Below are 18,261 nucleotides of genomic sequence, written 5' to 3'. Positions count from 1 at the left end.
GTATATGCCGATTGCTGCCTCGACGCCGACCCTGCGCGACGGACCTCTGGTGCTGCGCCCGTGGACCTCCGATGACCTGCACGGACTGAAGAAGAGCGCTGTGGCCTCCGGCTGGTTCGAAACCGATGCGGGCCTGGATGAAGGCCTGGAACGCTGGCTGGCCGACCAGGAGGAGGACGGGTCGAAGGTCAGCCTGGCGATTGAGCACAGCGACGTCGTGATCGGTGGGCTGCTGCTAGCCGGCGCCACTGCTGAAGCGTTGGGTGACACCGCCGTCGTCTCGTGGCAGTTGTTCAAGGCCGATACCCAGCTGGTCGCGGCGGGGGCCCTGCAGCTGCTCCTGCGGCATGCTTTCGAGAACCTCGGGATTGCCCGGGTCGAGACCCGGCTTGCCGACAGCGACACTGCGTCCGGTCGTGTCGCGGCGCGGGCAGGGATGTTGAAGGAGGGCACGGCCCGCGGCGCGTTGCCCTCGGGCTCCATAGACGGTGCGCGCATCGACCAGGCGATCTTCGCGCGGCTGGCCGACGACCCGAGCGTGACTGACCGGGGTTCGTTCGCGCGGGTGCTCAACTCCACCTTGCCGACCAAGCGCGCCATTGCCCAGGCGCTCATCCGTAACGAAGCTGGTGAGGTGCTGTTGTGCCAGCCGACGTACAAACGGTTCTGGGATCTACCCGGGGGAGTGGTCGACCCGGCCGAATCCCCGGCGACCGCCGTTCTGCGCGAGGTAGCCGAGGAGTTGTCACTGCACGGCACGGTGCATTCGCTGGCCGCTGTCAGTTGGCTGCCACCGTGGCGCGGCTGGGACGACGCCACGCTCTTCGTTTTCGACGTGCGGGTGACGTCGGAGCCGGGGGCCTTGCAGCCGCGTGAGATCGCGGCCACGCACTGGCGTGCGGTGCAGGACGTCGGTGCACACACCGCCGAGTACACGGCACGGATCATCGAGCGTTCCGTGCAGGCGATCGACGAGGGCACCGGCACCGTCTACCTGGAAAACGGTCAAGACCCCGCCTGGTGATCGGTGCCCTCTCATCGAGCGGCGACGTCCACCGCTCGATGAGAGACTGGGGTCATGAGCAATCAGAACCCGATGCAGGCTGCCCGCGCATCCCTGCTGGCCTTGGACTACCCCCAATCCCTCGGGGTCTACGACGATTACCTCGGCGCGCAGCGCGCGGTCGACTATCTTTCCGACAACGAGTTCCCCGTACAGAACTGCATGATCGTCGGCACCGACCTCAAACAGGTTGAGCGCGTCACCGCCCGCCTCACCTGGGGTCGGGTCATCGGTAGTGGCGTCGCCTCCGGCGCGTGGATCGGGTTGCTCATCGGGTTGCTGCTGTCGGTCTTCGACGCCAACAGCAACAAGGCTGCGGTGATCTTCGGTGGCATCGTCTTCGGTGCGGTCTTCGGTGTGGTCTACGCCGCGATCGGCTACTCGATGTCGCAGGGACGCCGCGACTTCACCTCCGTCAGCACCATCGTCGCCACCCGCTACGAAGTACTCGTCGAGCACAAGTTCGCCCAGCAGGGTCGGGAAATGCTGGAGAAGTTGGACTCCGGTCTGCAGGGCCCACGGCTGTGACGCACCCGTCCGAGAACGATCCACCTGAGGTAGCGCTACGGCGCGTGCTGGATTCCGTACCCGCCTACCGTCCGGGGAAACCGGCGACTACGCGCACCGACGTCACGGCGTACAAGATCAGCTCCAACGAGAACCCGTACCCGCCGCTGCCGTCGGTGCTCGCCGAAGTCGCAGATGCCGCTGCCAATCTGAACCGCTACCCTGATATGGCCGTTACAGCGATGACCGAGCGGATCGGTCGCGCGCTCGGTGTCAGCCCCGACCGGATCGCCACGGGAACCGGCAGTGTGGGCGTGCTCGCCCAACTGCTGCAGATCACCTGCGACCCGGGCGACGAGGTCGTCTACGCGTGGCGCAGCTTCGAGGCCTACCCCATCGTGATCGCGCTCGCGGGCGCTACTTCGGTGCAGGTGCCGCTGGACGCCGAGGCTCGGCACGACCTGTCGGCGATGGCTGATGCGATCACCGACCGCACCCGACTCGTGCTGGTCTGCACCCCCAACAACCCCACCGGGCCTGCCGTCGGCGCGGCGGAGCTGGAGGACTTCCTCGCCCGGGTGCCGTCCTCGGTGCTGGTCGTGGTGGATGAGGCCTACCTGGAGTTCGTCCGCGACCAGGACGCCGTGCGCGGTATGGAAGTCGTCGCAGCCCACCCCAACGTCGCCGTGTTGCGGACCTTCTCCAAGGCGTACGGGCTGGCCGGGCTACGCGTGGGATACGCGGTCGCGGCGCCCCGGATCGCCGAAGCCCTACGCAAGGCCGCGACACCCTTCGGGGTCAGCGAGATCGCCCAGCGGGCTGCCGTGGCGAGCCTTGATGCCGAGGCCGAGCTGCTGGAGCGGGTCAACGCTCTGGTCGCCGAACGCGACCGCGTGGTCGCAGCACTGATCGCGCAGGGCTGGGAGCTGCCGGTGACCCAGGCGAACTTCATCTGGTTCCCGCTCGGCGACGATGCCCTGTCCTTCGCAACCGCAGCCGAGGCCGCGGGTCTGACGGTGCGGCCCTTCCCCGGCGACGGCGTGCGCGCGACGATCGCCGAGACCGCAGCCAACGACCGACTGATCCAGGTCGCTGCAGCGTTTCGCGCCGGCTGACCGACGACGTCGATGAGCACGCACGGGTACGGCGACGTACTCCGGGTGACCGGAGCCCGCCAATTTCTGATCGGGTCCGCCGTCGAGCGACTCGGCGGCGCGATGTTCGGGGTAGGCGTCGTCGCGATGGTCGCGAGCCGTCGCGGGTCCTACTCCCTCGCCGGCGCGGTGTCCGCGGGCGCGCTGGTCGTCCTGGCGGTCTCCGGTGCGTTGATCGGACGCGCCGTCGATCGTTACGGGCAGCGCCGCGTCACGCTGCCGCTGGTGGCCTGGTCGACGTTCTGGTCGATCGGGACGGTCCTGGTCTCCCTGCTCGGTGCGCCCATCTGGACGTTGTTCCTCGCCTACTCGATGTCGGCCGTGACCGGGACGACAGGCAATCTGAGTCGCGCCCGGTGGTCCTATCTGCTGTCCGAGCGACCTAAGTTGCTGCACTCGGCCATGTCGCTGGAGCAGGTGATCGACGAGTTGACCTTCGTGGGCGGTCCGGCGTTGGCCGTCGTATTGGCAACCACGGTGCTGCCCGAAGCGGGCCTGATCGCCGCGGCATTCTTCTTCGGAATCGGCAGCCTGATCTTCCTGGCCCGCACCGATACCGAACCCCCGGTGGACCGGCTCTCCCACGAGCAGACCAAATCCGTGCTGCGTATCCCCGCGGTCCTGGTGGTGTGCGCCGTCGCCTTCATGATCGGCGGGATCTTCGGCGCGAACGAGATTGTCACCATTGCGACGACCTCGTCGCTCGGCCACCCGGAGGCGGCCGCGTTCATCCTGGCCCTCTATGCATTGGCATCGGCGATCGCGGCCGTGGTTTACGGCCTGCGGGACAACGCGATCCCGCTGAATCGTGCGCTGTGGGGCGGCGCACTGGCCATGTGCCTGCTGGAGGCGCCCGTGCTGTTCGTGGGCAGCGTGCCGTTTCTCGCGGTAGCCCTGACCTTCGCCGGAATCGCCACCGCCCCCACATTGATCGTCACCATCAAGCTCGCGAGCGCGCTCGTGCCACCCAACCAGGTGACCGAGTCGCTCAGCCTCGTCTCGACCGCGATGATCATCGGTATCGCAGGCGGGTCATCGCTCGGCGGGATCGTGGTCGAGAGCGTGAGCCCGCACGCGGGGTACGCCGTGCCGGTCGTGGCCGCGGGCCTGGGCGCGCTGCTCGGGTTGGCCTGCCACCGCATCCTGCGCCCCAAGCCCGGCCCCCGAGTGGCATAGCAACACCGCGAGCGGCGTAGTAATAAGTAGTGCATTCGCAAGATATGTATGCCAGTGGGCGGAGCAGTCAGGCGAGCGCGGTAATGTGCGTCGTTGTGACTGGCGCCACAACGACGTGGCACCGTTCACCGCCTGCCAGCGACCCTGGCGCGCGGTGACCAGCTGACCGACCACAGGCACCACCGATGCCGCAGGGAACAGGAGCACACGTGACCGACACTCACGATGTCGTCGTACACCACGAAACCGTCGTGGCCGGGACGCCACTGGACATTACCGACGGCGGGCCCGACATGGTCCAGTTCGTCGACGGGGAGGGCACCCGCCTCGAGCGGACCCCCGCCAACACCCCCTATGCCGAGATCGTCGAAGCGATGGAGCCGGCCGATGCCCGCTCCATGTACCGCGACCTGGTGCTCGTACGGCGCCTGGACGCCGAAGGGCACGCGCTGCAGCGCCAGGGCGAGTTGGGCCTGTGGCCCTCGCTGCTGGGTCAGGAGGCCGCGCAGGTGGGTTCCGCGCGGGCCATGGCCCCGCACGACTACGCCTTCCCGGGCTACCGGGAGCACGGTGTGGCCTGGTGCCGTGGGATCCAGCCGGAGCAGTTGCTGGCACTCTTCCGCGGAGTCGACCACGGTGGTTGGTCGCCGCAGGAGATGAACTACCACCTGTACACGATTGTCATCGGCAACCAGATGCTGCACGCGACCGGATACGCGATGGGTGTGCAGCGCGACGGCGCAGTCGGCACCGGCGACCCCGAGCGCGACACCGCGGTAATGGCATTCACCGGCGATGGCGGCACCGCCCAGGGTGACTTCAACGAGGCAATGGTCTTCGCGGGCGTCGCGAACGCTCCGGTCGTCTTCTTCGTGCAGAACAACCAGTGGGCCATCTCCGAGCCCAACTACAAGCAGTTCCGGGTGCCGCCCTACCAGCGGGCCCTCGGTTTCGGCTTCCCCGGCATCCGGGTCGACGGCAACGACGTCCTCGCGGTCTATGCGGTGACGAAGATGGCGCTGGACAATGCGCGCAACGGGCTGGGACCGACGTTGATCGAGGCATTCACCTACCGTCTCGGTGCGCACACCACCTCCGATGACCCGACCAAGTACCGCTCTGCGGCCGAAGTCGACATCTGGCGCGAGAAGGACCCGATCAAGCGGATGCGCGGGTTCATCACCCAGAAGGGGTACGCGGACGAAGAGTTCTTCGCAGGCGTCGACAAGGAAGCCGACGAGCTCGCCGTACGGGTACGCAGTGCCTGTCAGAACATGCCCGAGCCCGAGCAGTCGCGGATGTTCGACGAGATCTACGTCGATCCACACCCGTTGGTCGATGGCGAGAAAGCGACGTTCCTCGCCTACCAGGCCGGGTTCGATCAGGAGGGTGGGCACTGATGGCGATGCAGAAGATGAGCCTCGCGAAAGGCCTGAACTCCGGGCTGCGCGCAGCCATGGAGCACGACCCGAAGGTGCTGCTGATGGGGGAGGACGTCGGCAAGCTCGGCGGTGTCTTCCGGATCACCGAGGGCCTGCAGAAGGACTTCGGCGAGGACCGCGTCGTCGACACCCCGCTGGCCGAGTCCGGCATCGTCGGTACTGCGATCGGGCTCGCGCTGCGTGGGTACCGCCCGGTGGTCGAGATTCAGTTCGACGGGTTCATCTACCCGGCGTTCGACCAGATCGTGGCCCAGTTGGCCAAGATGCATGCCCGTTCGCGGGGGTCGCTGCGACTGCCGATTGTGATCCGGGTGCCGTTCGGCGGCGGTATCGGCGCTGTTGAGCACCACAGCGAGTCCAACGAGGCCTACTTCGCGCACACCGCGGGGCTGCGGGTCGTGGCCTGCTCCGACCCGGCCGATGCCTACTGGATGATCCAGCAGGCCATCGAGAGCGATGATCCGGTCATGTTCTACGAGCCGAAACGTCGTTACCACGAGCGCGCAGAGGTCGATCTCGACGCGGGCGTACGCCTCGGTCTGCACGATGCGCGGGTGGTCCGAGAGGGCACCCAGGTGACGTTGCTGACGTACGGCCCGATGGTCAAGACGTGCCTGCAGGCCGCCGCGGCTGCCGAGCAGGACGGGATCTCGCTGCAAGTCGTCGACCTGCGCTCACTCTCGCCGCTGGATGTCGACACGATCACCCGTGTCGTGAAGGACACCGGCCGGGCGATCGTCGTCCACGAGGCCAGCACCTTCCTCGGGATGGGCGCCGAGCTCGCCGCCGAGATCCAGCAGGAGTGCTTCCACCACCTGGAGGCACCGGTGCTGCGGGTCGGTGGCTACAACATCCCCTACCCGCCGAGCCGCTTCGAGGAAGAGTTCCTACCCGGGCTCGACCGCATCCTGGATGCCGTCGACCGCTCGCTGGCCTACTGACACTGATAGCACCGAGGGGCTTTCCGCATGACTCTGCAAATGTTCAAACTCCCCGACCCGGGTGAGGGACTGGTCGAAGCCGACATCGTCACCTGGAAGGTGAAGGTCGGCGACGAGGTCGCCACCAACGACATCGTTGTTGAAATCGAGACGGCGAAATCGTTGGTGGAGCTACCCATCCCCTGGGCGGGCACCATCAAAGAATTTTTTGTGCAGGAGGGCGACACCGTCGAGGTCGGCACCCCGATCGTGTCGGTGGAGGTAGCCGGCGCCGCCACCACCGACCCGGACGAGGTGACTACGCCCACGGCGCTGGCTCCGGAGGAGAAGGCCGACACGCAGAAGGCTGACGAGCCCGAGGAACGCGTTCCGCATCTGGTCGGGTACGGCTCTGCGCCCGCACCGACCGCCCGTCGGGCGCGTCGATCAGCAGTCGTTGTGCCTGCCGCCCCGGCACCTGTTGCGCCGTCCTCGTCCCCGCAGCCGCCGGCCCCTGTTGCCTCCGTACCTGTGACCCCCGTGCCCGTGGCTGAAACACCGGCCGCAGCTGCACCGGTCTCCGGCGGCAAGGCGCTGGCCAAGCCACCGGTGCGAAAGTTCGCCAAAGACCACGGGGTCGATCTCTCGCAGGTCACGCCGAGTGCAGAATCAGGCATTGTCTCGCGCGCAGACGTGCAGCGGTACCTGGCGAATGACGCTGCTGGTCCCGATGATTCGGTGCAGCCGGCGCCGGCTGATGCCGGCTCGCGGGAGACTCGGACGCCGGTCAAGGGTGTCCGCAAGCTCACCGCCGACGCGATGCGTTCATCGGCCTTCACCGCTCCGCATGTCACGGAATTCGTGACGGTGGATGTCACCGCGACAATGGATCTGGTTGCCCGGCTGCGGACCGATCGGGAGTTCACCGGACTGAAGGTGACGCCTCTGACGGTGCTGGCCAAGGCGATGTGCCTCGCTATCCGTCGTCATCCCGGCGTCAACGCGACCTGGCAGGACGTCGATGACGGATCTGCTGAGATCGTCACGAAGCACTACGTCAATCTCGGTATCGCCGCAGCAACTCCGCGCGGACTGGTGGTGCCCAACGTCAAGGGCGCGGACACCATGTCGATGCGTGAGCTCGCCGAAGCGATCGGCGGACTGACCGCGACGGCGCGTGAGGGCCGTACCCCGCCCGCCGACATGTCCGGCGGCACCATCACCATCACCAATGTCGGGGTCTTCGGTGTCGATACGGGCACTCCGATCATCAATCCCGGTGAGGCCGCGATCCTGTGCTTCGGTGCGATTCGCAAGATGCCGTGGGTGGTCACCGCCGCCGACGGTACCGACACGATCGTGCCTCGTCAGGTCACCCAGTTGGCACTCTCGTTCGACCACCGGTTGATCGACGGCGACCTGGGATCACGCTTTCTGGCCGATATCGCCGCGCTGTTGGAGGATCCGGCGCGCGCGCTTATCTGGGGCTGAGGCGAGTTGGTAGCAGCTACGCGCTCGAGAGGGCGCGCGGCTGCTACCAACGTCGCGAGGTCGATCAGTGCAGGTGGGCGGCCAGTAGTTCCGCCAGATGTGTCCCACGAGACGTACCGTCCGGCATTGCGCCCAGCAGGTCATCCAGTTGCGTGCGGCAGGAGAAGCCGTCCGCGAGCACCACATCGCCCGGCCGTGCTGCGCGTACGGCGGGCAGGAGCTGTTGCTCCGCGATCGCTACAGAGACCTCGTAGTGGCCCTTCTCGACACCGAAGTTTCCTGCTAGTCCGCAGCATCCGCCGAGGCGCTGAACGTCGGCGCCGGCGTCTGCGAGCAGCGCGGCGTCGGCAGCCCAGCTCATCACCGCGTGGTGGTGGCAGTGCGGCTGGGCGATCACCCGCACCCCGGCCAGTGACGGCGGTGTCCAGCCCGGCGTGCGAGCGAGCAGTTCGGCCAGAGTGACGGTCGCATCACGCACAGCTCGCGCATCGGCGGTCGGCACCAGTTCGGCTGCGTCATGCCGCAACACCGCGGTGCACGACGGCTCGATCCCGACGATCGGCACGCCGGCGCTCGCGGCCGGCAGGAGCCCCGCGATCGTGCGCTCGAGTTGCTTGCGTGCGCCGTCGAGCTGACCGGTGGAGATCCAGGTCAACCCGCAGCATCCTGAGGCCGTGGGAAGCCTGGGCGTGTATCCCGCGTCGCGGAGCACCGCGACCATGGCTGCACCGACGGCGGGGGAGAAGTTGTCCGTGAAGGTGTCGACCAGCAGCACGACCTCGTTTCCGGTGCTGCTCGCGGGATCGAACGGCGCCAGGTCGTGCGTGCGGGCCCAGCTGCGGAACGGGTCGGCGGCGATGGCGGGGATGCTGCGCCGGGAATCGACGCCGACTGCGGACTTCGCGAGCGGGACCCGGTCACCCAGTCGCAGTGCGATGTTCGCGATTCGCGGTACCCGCGCGCCGGCACGCACCCAGCGTGGCAGTTGGCCGAGCACGTAGTGCGATACCGGTCGCAGTCGGCCCTTGTACGACTGGTGCAGGACCTCGGCCTTGTAGGACGCCATGTCGATCCCGGTCGGGCAGTCCGACGCGCAGCCCTTGCACGAGAGGCACAGGTCGAGTGCGTCGTGCACCTCCGGTGAGCGCCAGCCGCCCTGCACGACCGAGCCGTTGAGCATCTCCTGCAGCACCCGTGCGCGCCCGCGAGTGGAATCCTTCTCCTCGCGTGTTGCCAGGTACGACGGGCACATCACGCCACCGCTGGCGGTGTTGTCAGCGCGGCATTTACCGACGCCGGTGCAGCGGTGCACGGCCTGACTGAAATCGCCCCCGTCAGCGGTCCAGGCGAAGGCGAGCGGCGTAGGGGTCTTACGAGCGGGGAAGCGCAGGTCGGCGGTCAGCGGCGCCGGGTCGACGAGCACTCCCGGGTTCAGCAGGTTGTCCGGGTCGCAGATCGCCTTGGCGGCGCCGAAGAGGTCAATGACCTCGGGCGAGTACATCAGCGGTAGTAGCTCGCTGCGCGCGCGACCGTCGCCGTGCTCACCGGAGAGTGAGCCGCCATAGGTGGCAACGAGTTTCGCGGCATCCACCATGAAGGACCGCAGGTAGCCGGGTCCACCAGGTGCATCGATCGGAATGTCGAGCCGTACGTGCATACAACCGTCGCCGAAGTGGCCGTACGGAGCGCTGGACAGCCCGTGGGACTGCACCAGCTTTTCGAAATCGCGCAGATAGTCACCGAGGCGGGCCGGCGGTACGGCGGCGTCCTCCCAGCCGGGCCACGCGGGTTTGCCAGCGGGGGAGCGACCCGCCAGGCCGGCTCCGTCGGCCCGAATTCGCCACAGCGCAGCGGCCTGGGCGATATCGGTCACCACCAGGGATGAATGAGCACCGAGCGCGGCATCACCGGCGAGCGCCTGCGCGCGGGCGAGAACCTCATCGGCGTCCTCGCCGGACACCTCGGTGAAGAGCCATGCGGGGCCGTCGGGCAGCGGCGGCGAACTGCCGCCGCGGCTGTGCAACACATCCAGCAACCGCTGGTCGAACCCTTCGCATGCGGTCGGGTGATGCGTGAGGACAGCCGGCGATGCGTCTCCGGCGGCGGCGATATCGGGGTACCCAAGGACGACCATCACCCGTACCGCAGGGTCGCGGACAAGGCGGACGGTGGCCTCGGTGATCACCGCGAGCGTGCCTTCGGAGCCGACCAGGAATCGGGCCAGATCGACGCCGCGCTCGGGCAGCAGGTGCTCCATCGCGTACCCGGAGACCTGGCGGCCGAAGCGCGCGAACGAGGTACGTATCAGCTCCAGGTGATCCGCGCCGAGAGCGGTCAGCGCCTCGGGTGCAGGTCCGGTGGCCCGTGCCCCGTTGCTGACCAGGTCGAACGGCTCGCCGGTGCCCCAGAAGCCGCGCAGGCCCGTCACGTTGTCGACCGTGCGGCCGTAGCTGAGGGTCCGTGAGCCGCAGGCGTTGTTGCCGAGCATCCCGCCGATCGTGCAGCGGCTTGAGGTGGAGGGGTCGGGTCCGAAACGCAACCCGTGTATTGCAGCCGCGACCTGCAGGTCGTTCTGTACGACGCCCGGCTGCACGATGGCGGTCTGCGCGGTCGGGTCGATCGAGATGATCTTGTTCAGGTGACGGGAGAAGTCGAGCACCAGGCCGGCGCCGATGGAGTTGCCGGCGATCGAGGTGCCCGCGCCGCGAGTGGTGAGCGGCACGCCGAGGTCGCGTGCGACGCCGTACGCTGCCCGCACCTGCTCGGCGTCACGGGGGAAGGCCACTGCCAGCGGAGCGACGCGGTAGAGCGAGGCGTCAGAGGTGTAGAGCGACCGAGTGAGGGAATCACTGCGAGCGTGCAGGCCGGCTGCGCTGAGGCGCCTCACGAGTTCGTCCACGTATCCCATGATCCCGCACGAGTATTCGGCGGCGCACTTCGGTGTGAACAACGAAGTGCGCGCCCCGCGGACCCGTGAAGGTCGCGGAGCGCGCACTGGAGGCTCGAAGTTGCGGCGGGTGCCGGTCAGTCCGAGACGTGCCTCGGGTGGTAGTCCCCGCCCGCTGCAGCGTGCCGGGCACCGTCGTGGCTGGTTTCACCGGTGACGTTCAGCAGGGCTTCATCGGAGCCGTGGTGGCGCGCCGGTTCGTCCTGCCGTGCGCCGTGTGCCGGTGTCGATACCAGGTCACTCGCAGACGGTTCGTTGTCGTAATCGCTGAACCGGTCGCCTTCGGCCGGCTCGCCCGATGTGTCCTTCCCGCTCTTGGCATCTGCGGCGGCCTGAGCCCGCGCAGCATCGGACTTGACCGCGTCGGCTGCGGATTCGTTACGCAACTCGACCTTCGGCATCAGCAGCAGCACCAGGAATCCGACTGCCATGACGGCGGCAGCCACGATGAAGATCAGGTGGATGGAGTCGGTGAAGCCGACCTTGAAGGGCAGCTGCGCCTCCTTCGGAAGCTTGCTGATGACCGTCGAATCGTTCGCGAACTGAGAAACGGCGCCCTTGTTGGCGATGATCTGACCTTGAACGGCCTGTGGTGCCGCCTCGATGGCGTTCCGGACGTTGTTGCCCAGAGTGCTGTAGAGGATCGACAGGAAGACCGCGACACCGAGGGTTCCACCCATCTGGCGGAAGAACGTCGCAGACGCGGTGGCGACTCCGATTTCCCTGGGCGGGACCGCGTTCTGCACGATCAGTGTCAGCGCCTGCATGCAGTTACCGAGGCCGTAGCCGAGAATGAACATGAAGAACGACACCAGTACCAGGTTGCTGGTTGCCGTCACGAAGAGATACATCAGCAGCAGGCCGATCGTGGCCAGCGCGGTGCCGAGGATCGGGAAGCCGCGGATCCGACCGGTGCGGGAGGTGATCAGACCGGAGATGATCCCGGCGAGCATCAGGCCCAGCACGAGCGGGAGCATCAGGAAGCCGGATTTCATCGGCGAGGCTCCATGCGCGATCTGCATGTAGAGCGGGAGCACCGTGATGCCACCGAACATGCCCATACCGACGATGACACTGGCGACGATGGTCACCGATGCGGCTCGCAATTTGAAGATGCGCAGCGGGATCAACGCGTCGTTGCCCATCCGGGTTTCAACGGTGATGAACATTGCCAGACCGAACGCGGCGATGGCGTACGCAGCAATTGATTTGCCGGATCCCCAACCCCAGGACTGGCCTTGTTCGGCGACCGTCAGAGTAGGCACGAGGGTGAGCACCAGAGCCACAGCGCCCCACCAGTCGATGCGGGCCTTGCGGTGCACGGTGTCCAGGTGCAGCGTGCGCCACACGACGAACAACGCAACGATGCCGATCGGCACGTTGACCAGGAACACCCAGCGCCACCCGGAGATGCCGAGGATCAGCGGAGTCTCGGCGAAGAGGCCGCCGACGACCGGGCCGAGAACACTGGAGGTGGCGAAGACGGCCATGAAGTAACCGGTGTACTTCGCGCGCTCCCGGGGTGCGACGAGGTCGCCGATGATGGCGAGCACGAGGGTGAACAGACCACCGGCACCGATGCCCTGGAACGCCCGGAACGCCGCAAGCATGTACATCGAGGTGGCGAACGAACAGGCGGCCGAGCCGGTGATGAACACCGTGATGGCGAACATGAACAGCTTCTTACGGCCGTACATGTCACCGAGCTTGCCGTAGATCGGCGTGGTGATGGTGGAGGTGATCAGGTAGGCAGTGGTGACCCAGGCCTGGACCGAAAGTCCGTGCAGGTCATCCCCGATGGTGCGGATCGCCGTGGCGACGATCGTCTGGTCGAGCGCGGCCAGGAACATTCCGAGCATCAATCCGCTCAGGATGCGCAAGATCTGCTGGTGGGAATACTTCGTTCCCGAGCCGGCAGTCGGTGCGGCCTTGGTGGTGGCAGTCACATCGACTCCTTTCCGATGAGTGGGGACTTGATAGGTGAGCCGGCGCCTGCGGCCCATCCGGTCGATGCTGCGGCGCAGTGGTTGCTGAAGTCGTTGGTCAGGTCCGAATGCAGGCGGCTCAGGTAGCCGTCGAAGTCACGCGCCTCGTCATCGGTCCAGTCCGACATCACCGAGGCGAACATCTGACCCCTGTTGCGGTGGATGTCCTGCAGAAGTCGCTCGCCGTCCGGGGCGAGCGCGATGATCTGGGCGCGGCCGTCGTTGGGGTCCGGGATCTTCGCCAGGATGTCGGCCTGCACCAGGTGACTGACCTGGCGACTGACCGTGGACATGTCGGAATGGATGCGTTCGGCAATGGCACCGACCCGCATCGGGCCGTTTGCGAGCGTGAAGATCAACGGGTACGCGGTGGTTTCGACATCTGGGTGTAGCCGACTCAGGTGATGGCGAAGGGCGCTGAAGGTCTTCACCACGTGCACCAGGTCTTCCCCGACCTGTGACGCGACGTTGAGACTGACGGGCATTGACTACTCCTTAGTTGCTTGCAGCACACAACTATATGAATAGATTGACCATCAATCAAATTGGTTTTATATGGTGTCCGTCACAGACACTCGGGCGACGTCAGGGGGTGATTGCCAGGGAGTCCAGCACCCGTACGGCCGCAGCCTCATCGCCCTCGACGGTGTAACGCAGATCGGCTGTCGAAACCCGGCCCGCACCCCGTCGGGTGAGCGCCTCGGTGCTGAGGCGGATCGTGGTGATCTTGCCCAGCGGCAGCGGAATGATCTCACCGGTGTCGTCATCGACCTTGTCGACGTGCGCGGTGCCGGAGAAGAGCGATTCGGCGTATGGGCGCCCGTCGCTGCCTTCGACCATCCGGATCCCCTGACGGGCCATGATCGGCCCGGTGCAGTCGATGATGACCACACTTCCCGCCGCCAGGTCGGCGCGTCGAGCCGCCCGCGCGGGGAACGCGGCCAGGATGTCGCTGGTGAACGCGGCCGCCCCGGCCGAGTCCAGATTGCCGATCCGGTGCAGGGCATCGCGTAGGTCCTGCTCGTGACACCACATGTCGACCACCCGCAGGTGCAGCAGGTTGGTCAGCTCAGTCGGGCCGAACGGTCCCTGGACGACTGCGTCCGGCGCCAGCGCGGGGTCGGCGAAGGCCGCGATGCGCTTGGGGAGCAGGTCGCGCCATTCTCCGACGACCTCGCCGCCGGAGCGGGAGCGCCGCACCTCCACCGCCTGCTCGATGAACCGGGCGAAATCGCTGTGCAGCCACTCGTAGTCCGGCACCTGAACCTGGCGGTCCTGACCGCCGTTCAGCAGGTGTTCGGTGCCGGTGACATGGGACAGGACGTCCTTGACGCTCCAGCCGGGCAGTGGCGACGGCTTGTCGAAATCGTCCGGGTGGCAGGTCATGCCCAGATCGAGGATCGCCTGACCGGTCTCGGCGTACGCGTCGACCAGCTCGGGCAGTTCAACCGGGGGCCTGGGATGGGTCAGCATTCACCCAATCTAGTGGGCGCGCCCGCCTGCGGCAGCGGGTCCGTCACCGGCACTGCCTACCCTTGGGGTATGTCTGTCGAGCAGCACGCGAACCCCGCGCCGGCGGCGCCGGTGCGGGCGTACTGGGTGCGGGCGGTCGCGCCGGTAGCTCTCGCGGTCGTCGTGGGGTGTCTGTTCTTCTCCCGCGCAGCCGCACCGCTCGAGCTCGGCGACCCCGGCGCGTTCGTGCGCTGGGGTATTCCCGTCGCCAATGTCCTGCGTGATCTGTGTGCTGCGTTGACGGTCGGTTCGTTGCTGCTGGGCGGTTTCCTCGTCCCGGAGGGTGCCGCGTCCAGGCGGCGCGCGCGGCTGGCCCGCTACGCGGCCTGGGCGGCGACGGGGTGGGCCCTCATCGGCGCAGCAGGCGTCGTGCTCTCCTTCGCCGACGTGGCCGGCACGCCGCTCGGCGCGGCGGGGTTCACCCAGCAGGCGTGGGCGGCCATCTGGCAGATCGAGCTACTGCGCGCTCCCGCAATCATGGCGTTGATAGCCGCGGTCATCGCGGTATTGGCCTATCTGGGGCCCGAGGCGAAGGGCATGGCGTGGCTGTTCGGACTCTCCCTCGTCGCGCTGTACCCCCTCGCGCTCATCGGCCACGCGGCGGGCTCCGACGGGCATGAGGTGGCCGTCGACTCCCTCCTGGTCCACCTGCTCGCGGTCACGATCTGGGTTGGCGGGCTGCTGGCTCTGCTCCTGATGTGGGGACGCCTGGGTAAGGGGACTGCCGTTGTGGTGCGCCGCTACTCCTCTGTCGCGCTCTGGTGCTTCGTCGCGGTCGCCGGGTCCGGTGTGCTGAACGCCGCCTTACGGGTCGGTAGCTTCTCCGGGTTGGCGTCGCGGTACGGCGTGCTCGTGTTGTTCAAGGGTGTGCTGCTGGTCGGACTCGGCACGTTCGGCGCTGTGTACCGCGCCCGGGTGATCGCGCGCCTGGACGACGGGGGCGCCTCTGCGGGGCGAATGCTCTTTGCGCGTCTCGCCGGTGTCGAGTCGCTGGTGATGGGAGCGGCGATAGCTGCAGGTGTTGCGCTGTCGCGGTCGGCGCCGCCGGTCGTCCAGGTCGACCTGGGCAAGGCGGACATCGCCTACAACCTGACGGGGTACGCGACCCCGCCCGCACCGCACATCTCGACGTGGGTCGGCGCATGGCGGGTGGAATGGTTGTTCACCGCCGTCGCGGTGGTCGGTATCGCCGTCTACCTGGCATGGGTCGTGCGACTTGCGCGGCGTGGCGACCGCTGGCCGGTCATCCGGACGGTTTCGTGGTGCCTGGGCTGGCTGATCTTTCTCTACATGGTCGACGGCGCCCCCGCGATCTACGGCCCGGTGATGTTCTCCGTGCACATGCTCGGGCATATGGCGATATCGATGCTGGTGCCCATCCTGCTGGTGCGTGGTGGGGTCGTGACGCTCGCGCTGCGGGCATTGCGCAAACGCCATGACCTCACCCTCGGCCCGCGTGAGGTGATTCTCCTGCTCGTGCACTCGCGCCCGGTGGCGATCCTCGCGAATCCAGCTGTCGCAGCGTCATTCGTCTTCATCTCGCTGATCGTCTTCTACTACTCCCCCCTCTTCCGATTCGCGCTCTCGACCCATACCGGTCACCTGCTGATGATCGTGCACTTCATGTCTTCCGGCTACCTGTACGCGTGGGCGCTCGTCGGGATCGATCCGGGTCCGAAGCGTTGGCCGCCGCCCGCCCGACTGGCGGTACTGCTGATCGCGATCACCTTCCACGCGTTCTTCGGGGTCGCCCTGATGACCGGAACCGCGCTGTTGGGCGGCGACTTCTTCACGCTGCTGCACCTGCCTTACGTCACCGACGTCATCAATGACCAGCAACGTGGCGGCACCATCGCCTGGGGCTCCGGTGAGGTTCCGACCTTCATGCTCGCGATGCTGATTGCGTGGGAGTGGTACCGCAAGGACACTGCGGAAGGTGAGCGGCAGTCCCGACAGGCCGATCGCGACGGTGACGCCGAGCTGCGCGCCTACAACGACTATCTGGCCACCCGATCTGGGCGAGGAGGGAGTACATCGTGAAGGTTGCGTTGATTCAACTGGGGTACGACGACGAAGAGTCTGTGTCGGCCCGGGTCTCCCGCGTGACGGGCCTGGTGCGCGCCGCTGCCGGGCACGACCTCGTGGTGCTGCCGGAACTGTGGGGCGCGGGCGGCTTCTCCTACCGTGAGTGGTCGAGTCGAGCGCAGGACGTGAGCGGGCCGATCGGGTCCGCTCTCGCCGCAGCCGCTCGCGACGCCGGGGTGTGGCTGCACGGCGGTTCGCTGGTCGAACGGCCTGCGTCCGGTGAGCGCGGCGCCGACGGCCATGACCTGTGGAACACCTCCGTCGTCTACGACCCCTCCGGCCGGCTCGTTGCCAGCTACCGCAAGATCCACCGGTTCGGTTTCGCCGGCGGTGAGCCGAAGTTGATGGACGCAGGCACCGAACTCGTGCAGGTGCAGATACCTTCCGCACCACGTACCGATGTCAGTGCTGGTGCTGGTGCTGGGGCGGTCCTGTCAGCGGGACTGTCCACTTGTTACGACCTTCGGTTCCCCGAGTTGTACCGCGCGCAAACCGACCGTGGCGCTACAGCCTTCGTCATCCCGGCGGCTTGGCCGATGCCACGCGTCGAAGCGTGGCGGTTGCTGTTGCAGGCCCGGGCGATCGAGAACCAGTGCTTCGTGTTCGCCTGTAACACCGCAGGCACTCACGCGAAGATGCAGATGGGCGGCCACTCCGCCGTCATAGCACCGACGGGAGAGGTGCTCGCCGAGGCGGGCATCGACGAAGAGGTGCTGAGCGTGCAGGTCGACCCTGATCTCGTACGCGCGACCCGCGAGTCCTTCCCCGTCCTCACCGACCGCCGCCTCTGACCTTCCCTTTCCCTACGAGGTGGGCGGTTTGCGTCGTTATCCCTCGCAACAGCGAAGGGCAACGACGCAAAATGACCACGCGACCGTAATCCGGCTACGTCAGGTCAGATCGCGCAGCAAGCTCAACATCTGCTGCGGGTCGGACAGATCAGCCCAGACGAAGCGCAGTACGCGGTACCCGAGCCGCTGCAGGGCCACCTCGCGGCGCTTCTCGTGGACGAGTGCCTCCCGGTTGGCTTCGCCGCGGTACTTCAGCAACCCGTCGAATTGCACGATCACCAAGCTGTCGTCCACCAGTAGGTCAACGCGTGCGATGAACGTGCCTGCTTCGTTGCGGATGACGGCCTGGGGAGTCACCTGCACCCCGGCCGCCCGGAGAATCAGCCGTAGCCGACTTTCGCCAGGAGATTCAGACCGGGCGTCGACGAGGTCCGACAACGGCGCGACAGCAGCGCAACCGGGTGTGCCACTCAGCCATCGCACTGCCTCCTTCAGATCGCAGAGCGATATCAGGCGGTTGTGGAGGGCAGAGTCCGCAGCGATCACAGCCGCCTCGATGCCGATGGTTGCGCCCACCTGAACGATGGCGAAGGCAGGGCAGATTGCGCTGATCCCATAGCATTCGGCGATGGTCGCGCCCGGTGGCACGCGATGCAGTCGAACGCCGCGCCGCCGCGACCAATGGCGATCAGCCTGGCGCCCGACGTGCACATCATGCGCGTCGCGAGAAGCGTCGAACGGTAGTCCCCAGGCCAGCAGTGCCGATTGATGGGTGGCAAAATGGCTTTTACCGATAGCGAGCAGGGTGGCGCGAACCTTCCGGCGGCCGGTTTCGGTGTCGAAGGCGGCATCGGTCAGTGATTCGCACGGGATGTAATAGACGCCCTGTGTTGCTCGGACTGCCTCGCCACTCGCGGTCCAGGCGCGAAGCTGTTCATCGGCAACCCCGAACTCACGTGCGTCGCGACGCGAGAAGACGTAGCCCTGATGGCGCACCCGAAGGCGCAGTGGATAACTCATCGTCATCGGAAGGTGTGACTGCTGCTCGCGCATTTCGGTGCTCATTGCAGGACCCTGCACTGCCGCCGGCGAAGGCGCGGCGCCGATGCACCCGGGGTGTGGATGGTTGCGGTCGCGGAAACGGGGTGTGGACGAGGTGCACGATTCCGGGCGAGGTGGCCGGTTTAC

Annotated in this window: 14 protein-coding genes; 9 read left to right on the top strand and 5 right to left on the bottom strand. The window is 67.0% G+C overall.

Translation table 11 applies throughout. The features are described 5' to 3' along the window. The first annotated feature begins 4 nt into the window (after positions 1–4). The 7 genes from V3G39_00980 (at position 5) to V3G39_00950 (ending at position 7,753) form a co-directional block, all read left to right on the top strand. Positions 5–1,024: an NUDIX hydrolase gene (locus tag V3G39_00980; protein ID XAS76635.1), complete on the top strand. Its 1,020-nt coding sequence runs from the start codon at positions 5–7 to the stop codon at positions 1,022–1,024. Positions 1,025–1,078: 54 nt separating this feature from the next. After that, on the top strand, positions 1,079–1,591 hold the full coding sequence (locus V3G39_00975) for a general stress protein (GenBank protein XAS76634.1): 513 nt from the start codon (positions 1,079–1,081) through the stop codon (positions 1,589–1,591). Positions 1,592–1,635: 44 nt separating this feature from the next. Then, positions 1,636–2,685, top strand: a complete 1,050-nt coding sequence (gene hisC / locus V3G39_00970) for a histidinol-phosphate transaminase (GenBank protein XAS76633.1) — start codon at positions 1,636–1,638, stop codon at positions 2,683–2,685. 12 nt (positions 2,686–2,697) lie between these two features. Next, positions 2,698–3,900, top strand: coding sequence for an MFS transporter (locus tag V3G39_00965; protein ID XAS76632.1), 1,203 nt, complete (start codon positions 2,698–2,700; stop codon positions 3,898–3,900). 209 nt (positions 3,901–4,109) lie between these two features. Continuing rightward, positions 4,110–5,300, top strand: coding sequence for a pyruvate dehydrogenase (acetyl-transferring) E1 component subunit alpha (gene pdhA, locus V3G39_00960; protein ID XAS76631.1), 1,191 nt, complete (start codon positions 4,110–4,112; stop codon positions 5,298–5,300). Further along, positions 5,300–6,283: an alpha-ketoacid dehydrogenase subunit beta gene (locus V3G39_00955; GenBank protein XAS76630.1), complete on the top strand. Its 984-nt coding sequence runs from the start codon at positions 5,300–5,302 to the stop codon at positions 6,281–6,283. The genes pdhA and V3G39_00955 overlap by 1 nt, the downstream gene beginning before the upstream one ends. Positions 6,284–6,310: 27 nt before the next feature. Further along, the gene (locus V3G39_00950) at positions 6,311–7,753 is read left to right on the top strand and encodes a dihydrolipoamide acetyltransferase family protein (GenBank protein XAS76629.1); all 1,443 of its coding nucleotides are present in this window, start codon (positions 6,311–6,313) and stop codon (positions 7,751–7,753) included. Between the two features lie 64 nt (positions 7,754–7,817). On the opposite strand, the gene V3G39_00945 is transcribed toward V3G39_00950, so the two are convergent. The 4 genes from V3G39_00945 to V3G39_00930 form a co-directional block, all read right to left on the bottom strand. After that, positions 7,818–10,661: an FAD-binding and (Fe-S)-binding domain-containing protein gene (locus tag V3G39_00945; GenBank protein ID XAS76628.1), complete on the bottom strand. Its 2,844-nt coding sequence runs from the start codon at positions 10,659–10,661 to the stop codon at positions 7,818–7,820. Between the two features lie 116 nt (positions 10,662–10,777). Continuing rightward, a complete protein-coding gene (locus V3G39_00940; GenBank protein ID XAS76627.1) occupies positions 10,778–12,646 on the bottom strand; it encodes an MDR family MFS transporter in 1,869 nt (622 codons plus the stop codon). After that, positions 12,643–13,170: a MarR family transcriptional regulator gene (locus V3G39_00935; GenBank protein XAS76626.1), complete on the bottom strand. Its 528-nt coding sequence runs from the start codon at positions 13,168–13,170 to the stop codon at positions 12,643–12,645. Before V3G39_00935 ends, V3G39_00940 begins: the two co-directional genes overlap by 4 nt. 100 nt (positions 13,171–13,270) lie before the next feature. After that, complete coding sequence (locus V3G39_00930; GenBank protein ID XAS76625.1) at positions 13,271–14,158, bottom strand: maleylpyruvate isomerase family mycothiol-dependent enzyme; 888 nt, start codon at positions 14,156–14,158, stop codon at positions 13,271–13,273. 69 nt (positions 14,159–14,227) lie between these two features. Here V3G39_00930 and V3G39_00925 point away from each other — a divergent pair, with 69 nt between their 5' ends. Next, on the top strand, positions 14,228–16,237 hold the full coding sequence (locus V3G39_00925; protein XAS76624.1) for a cytochrome c oxidase assembly protein: 2,010 nt from the start codon (positions 14,228–14,230) through the stop codon (positions 16,235–16,237). Then, positions 16,234–17,073: a carbon-nitrogen family hydrolase gene (locus V3G39_00920; protein XAS76623.1), complete on the top strand. Its 840-nt coding sequence runs from the start codon at positions 16,234–16,236 to the stop codon at positions 17,071–17,073. Before V3G39_00925 ends, V3G39_00920 begins: the two co-directional genes overlap by 4 nt. Positions 17,074–17,172: 99 nt before the next feature. Here the strand turns inward: V3G39_00920 and V3G39_00915 are convergent, their stop codons facing one another. After that, positions 17,173–18,138, bottom strand: a complete 966-nt coding sequence (locus V3G39_00915; protein XAS76622.1) for a type IV toxin-antitoxin system AbiEi family antitoxin domain-containing protein — start codon at positions 18,136–18,138, stop codon at positions 17,173–17,175. Positions 18,139–18,261 lie beyond the last annotated feature (123 nt).

The sequence above is a fragment of the Dermatophilaceae bacterium Sec6.4 genome (genome assembly GCA_039636865.1).
Classification (GTDB): Bacteria; Actinomycetota; Actinomycetes; order Actinomycetales; family Dermatophilaceae; genus Allobranchiibius.
Note: the sequence above shows the minus strand (reverse complement) of the source record. Positions and strands in the feature narration are given on the sequence as shown.

Coding starts and splice junctions, on each gene's coding strand:
- V3G39_00930 (XAS76625.1), bottom strand. CDS start 14,158: ATGCTGACCCATCCCAGGCCCCCGGTTGAACTGCCCGAGCTGGTCGAC.
- V3G39_00945 (XAS76628.1), bottom strand. CDS start 10,661: ATGGGATACGTGGACGAACTCGTGAGGCGCCTCAGCGCAGCCGGCCTG.
- V3G39_00915 (XAS76622.1), bottom strand. CDS start 18,138: ATGAGCACCGAAATGCGCGAGCAGCAGTCACACCTTCCGATGACGATG.
- V3G39_00975 (XAS76634.1), top strand. CDS start 1,079: ATGAGCAATCAGAACCCGATGCAGGCTGCCCGCGCATCCCTGCTGGCC.
- V3G39_00950 (XAS76629.1), top strand. CDS start 6,311: ATGACTCTGCAAATGTTCAAACTCCCCGACCCGGGTGAGGGACTGGTC.
- V3G39_00925 (XAS76624.1), top strand. CDS start 14,228: ATGTCTGTCGAGCAGCACGCGAACCCCGCGCCGGCGGCGCCGGTGCGG.
- V3G39_00935 (XAS76626.1), bottom strand. CDS start 13,170: ATGCCCGTCAGTCTCAACGTCGCGTCACAGGTCGGGGAAGACCTGGTG.
- V3G39_00980 (XAS76635.1), top strand. CDS start 5: ATGCCGATTGCTGCCTCGACGCCGACCCTGCGCGACGGACCTCTGGTG.
- V3G39_00955 (XAS76630.1), top strand. CDS start 5,300: ATGGCGATGCAGAAGATGAGCCTCGCGAAAGGCCTGAACTCCGGGCTG.
- V3G39_00965 (XAS76632.1), top strand. CDS start 2,698: ATGAGCACGCACGGGTACGGCGACGTACTCCGGGTGACCGGAGCCCGC.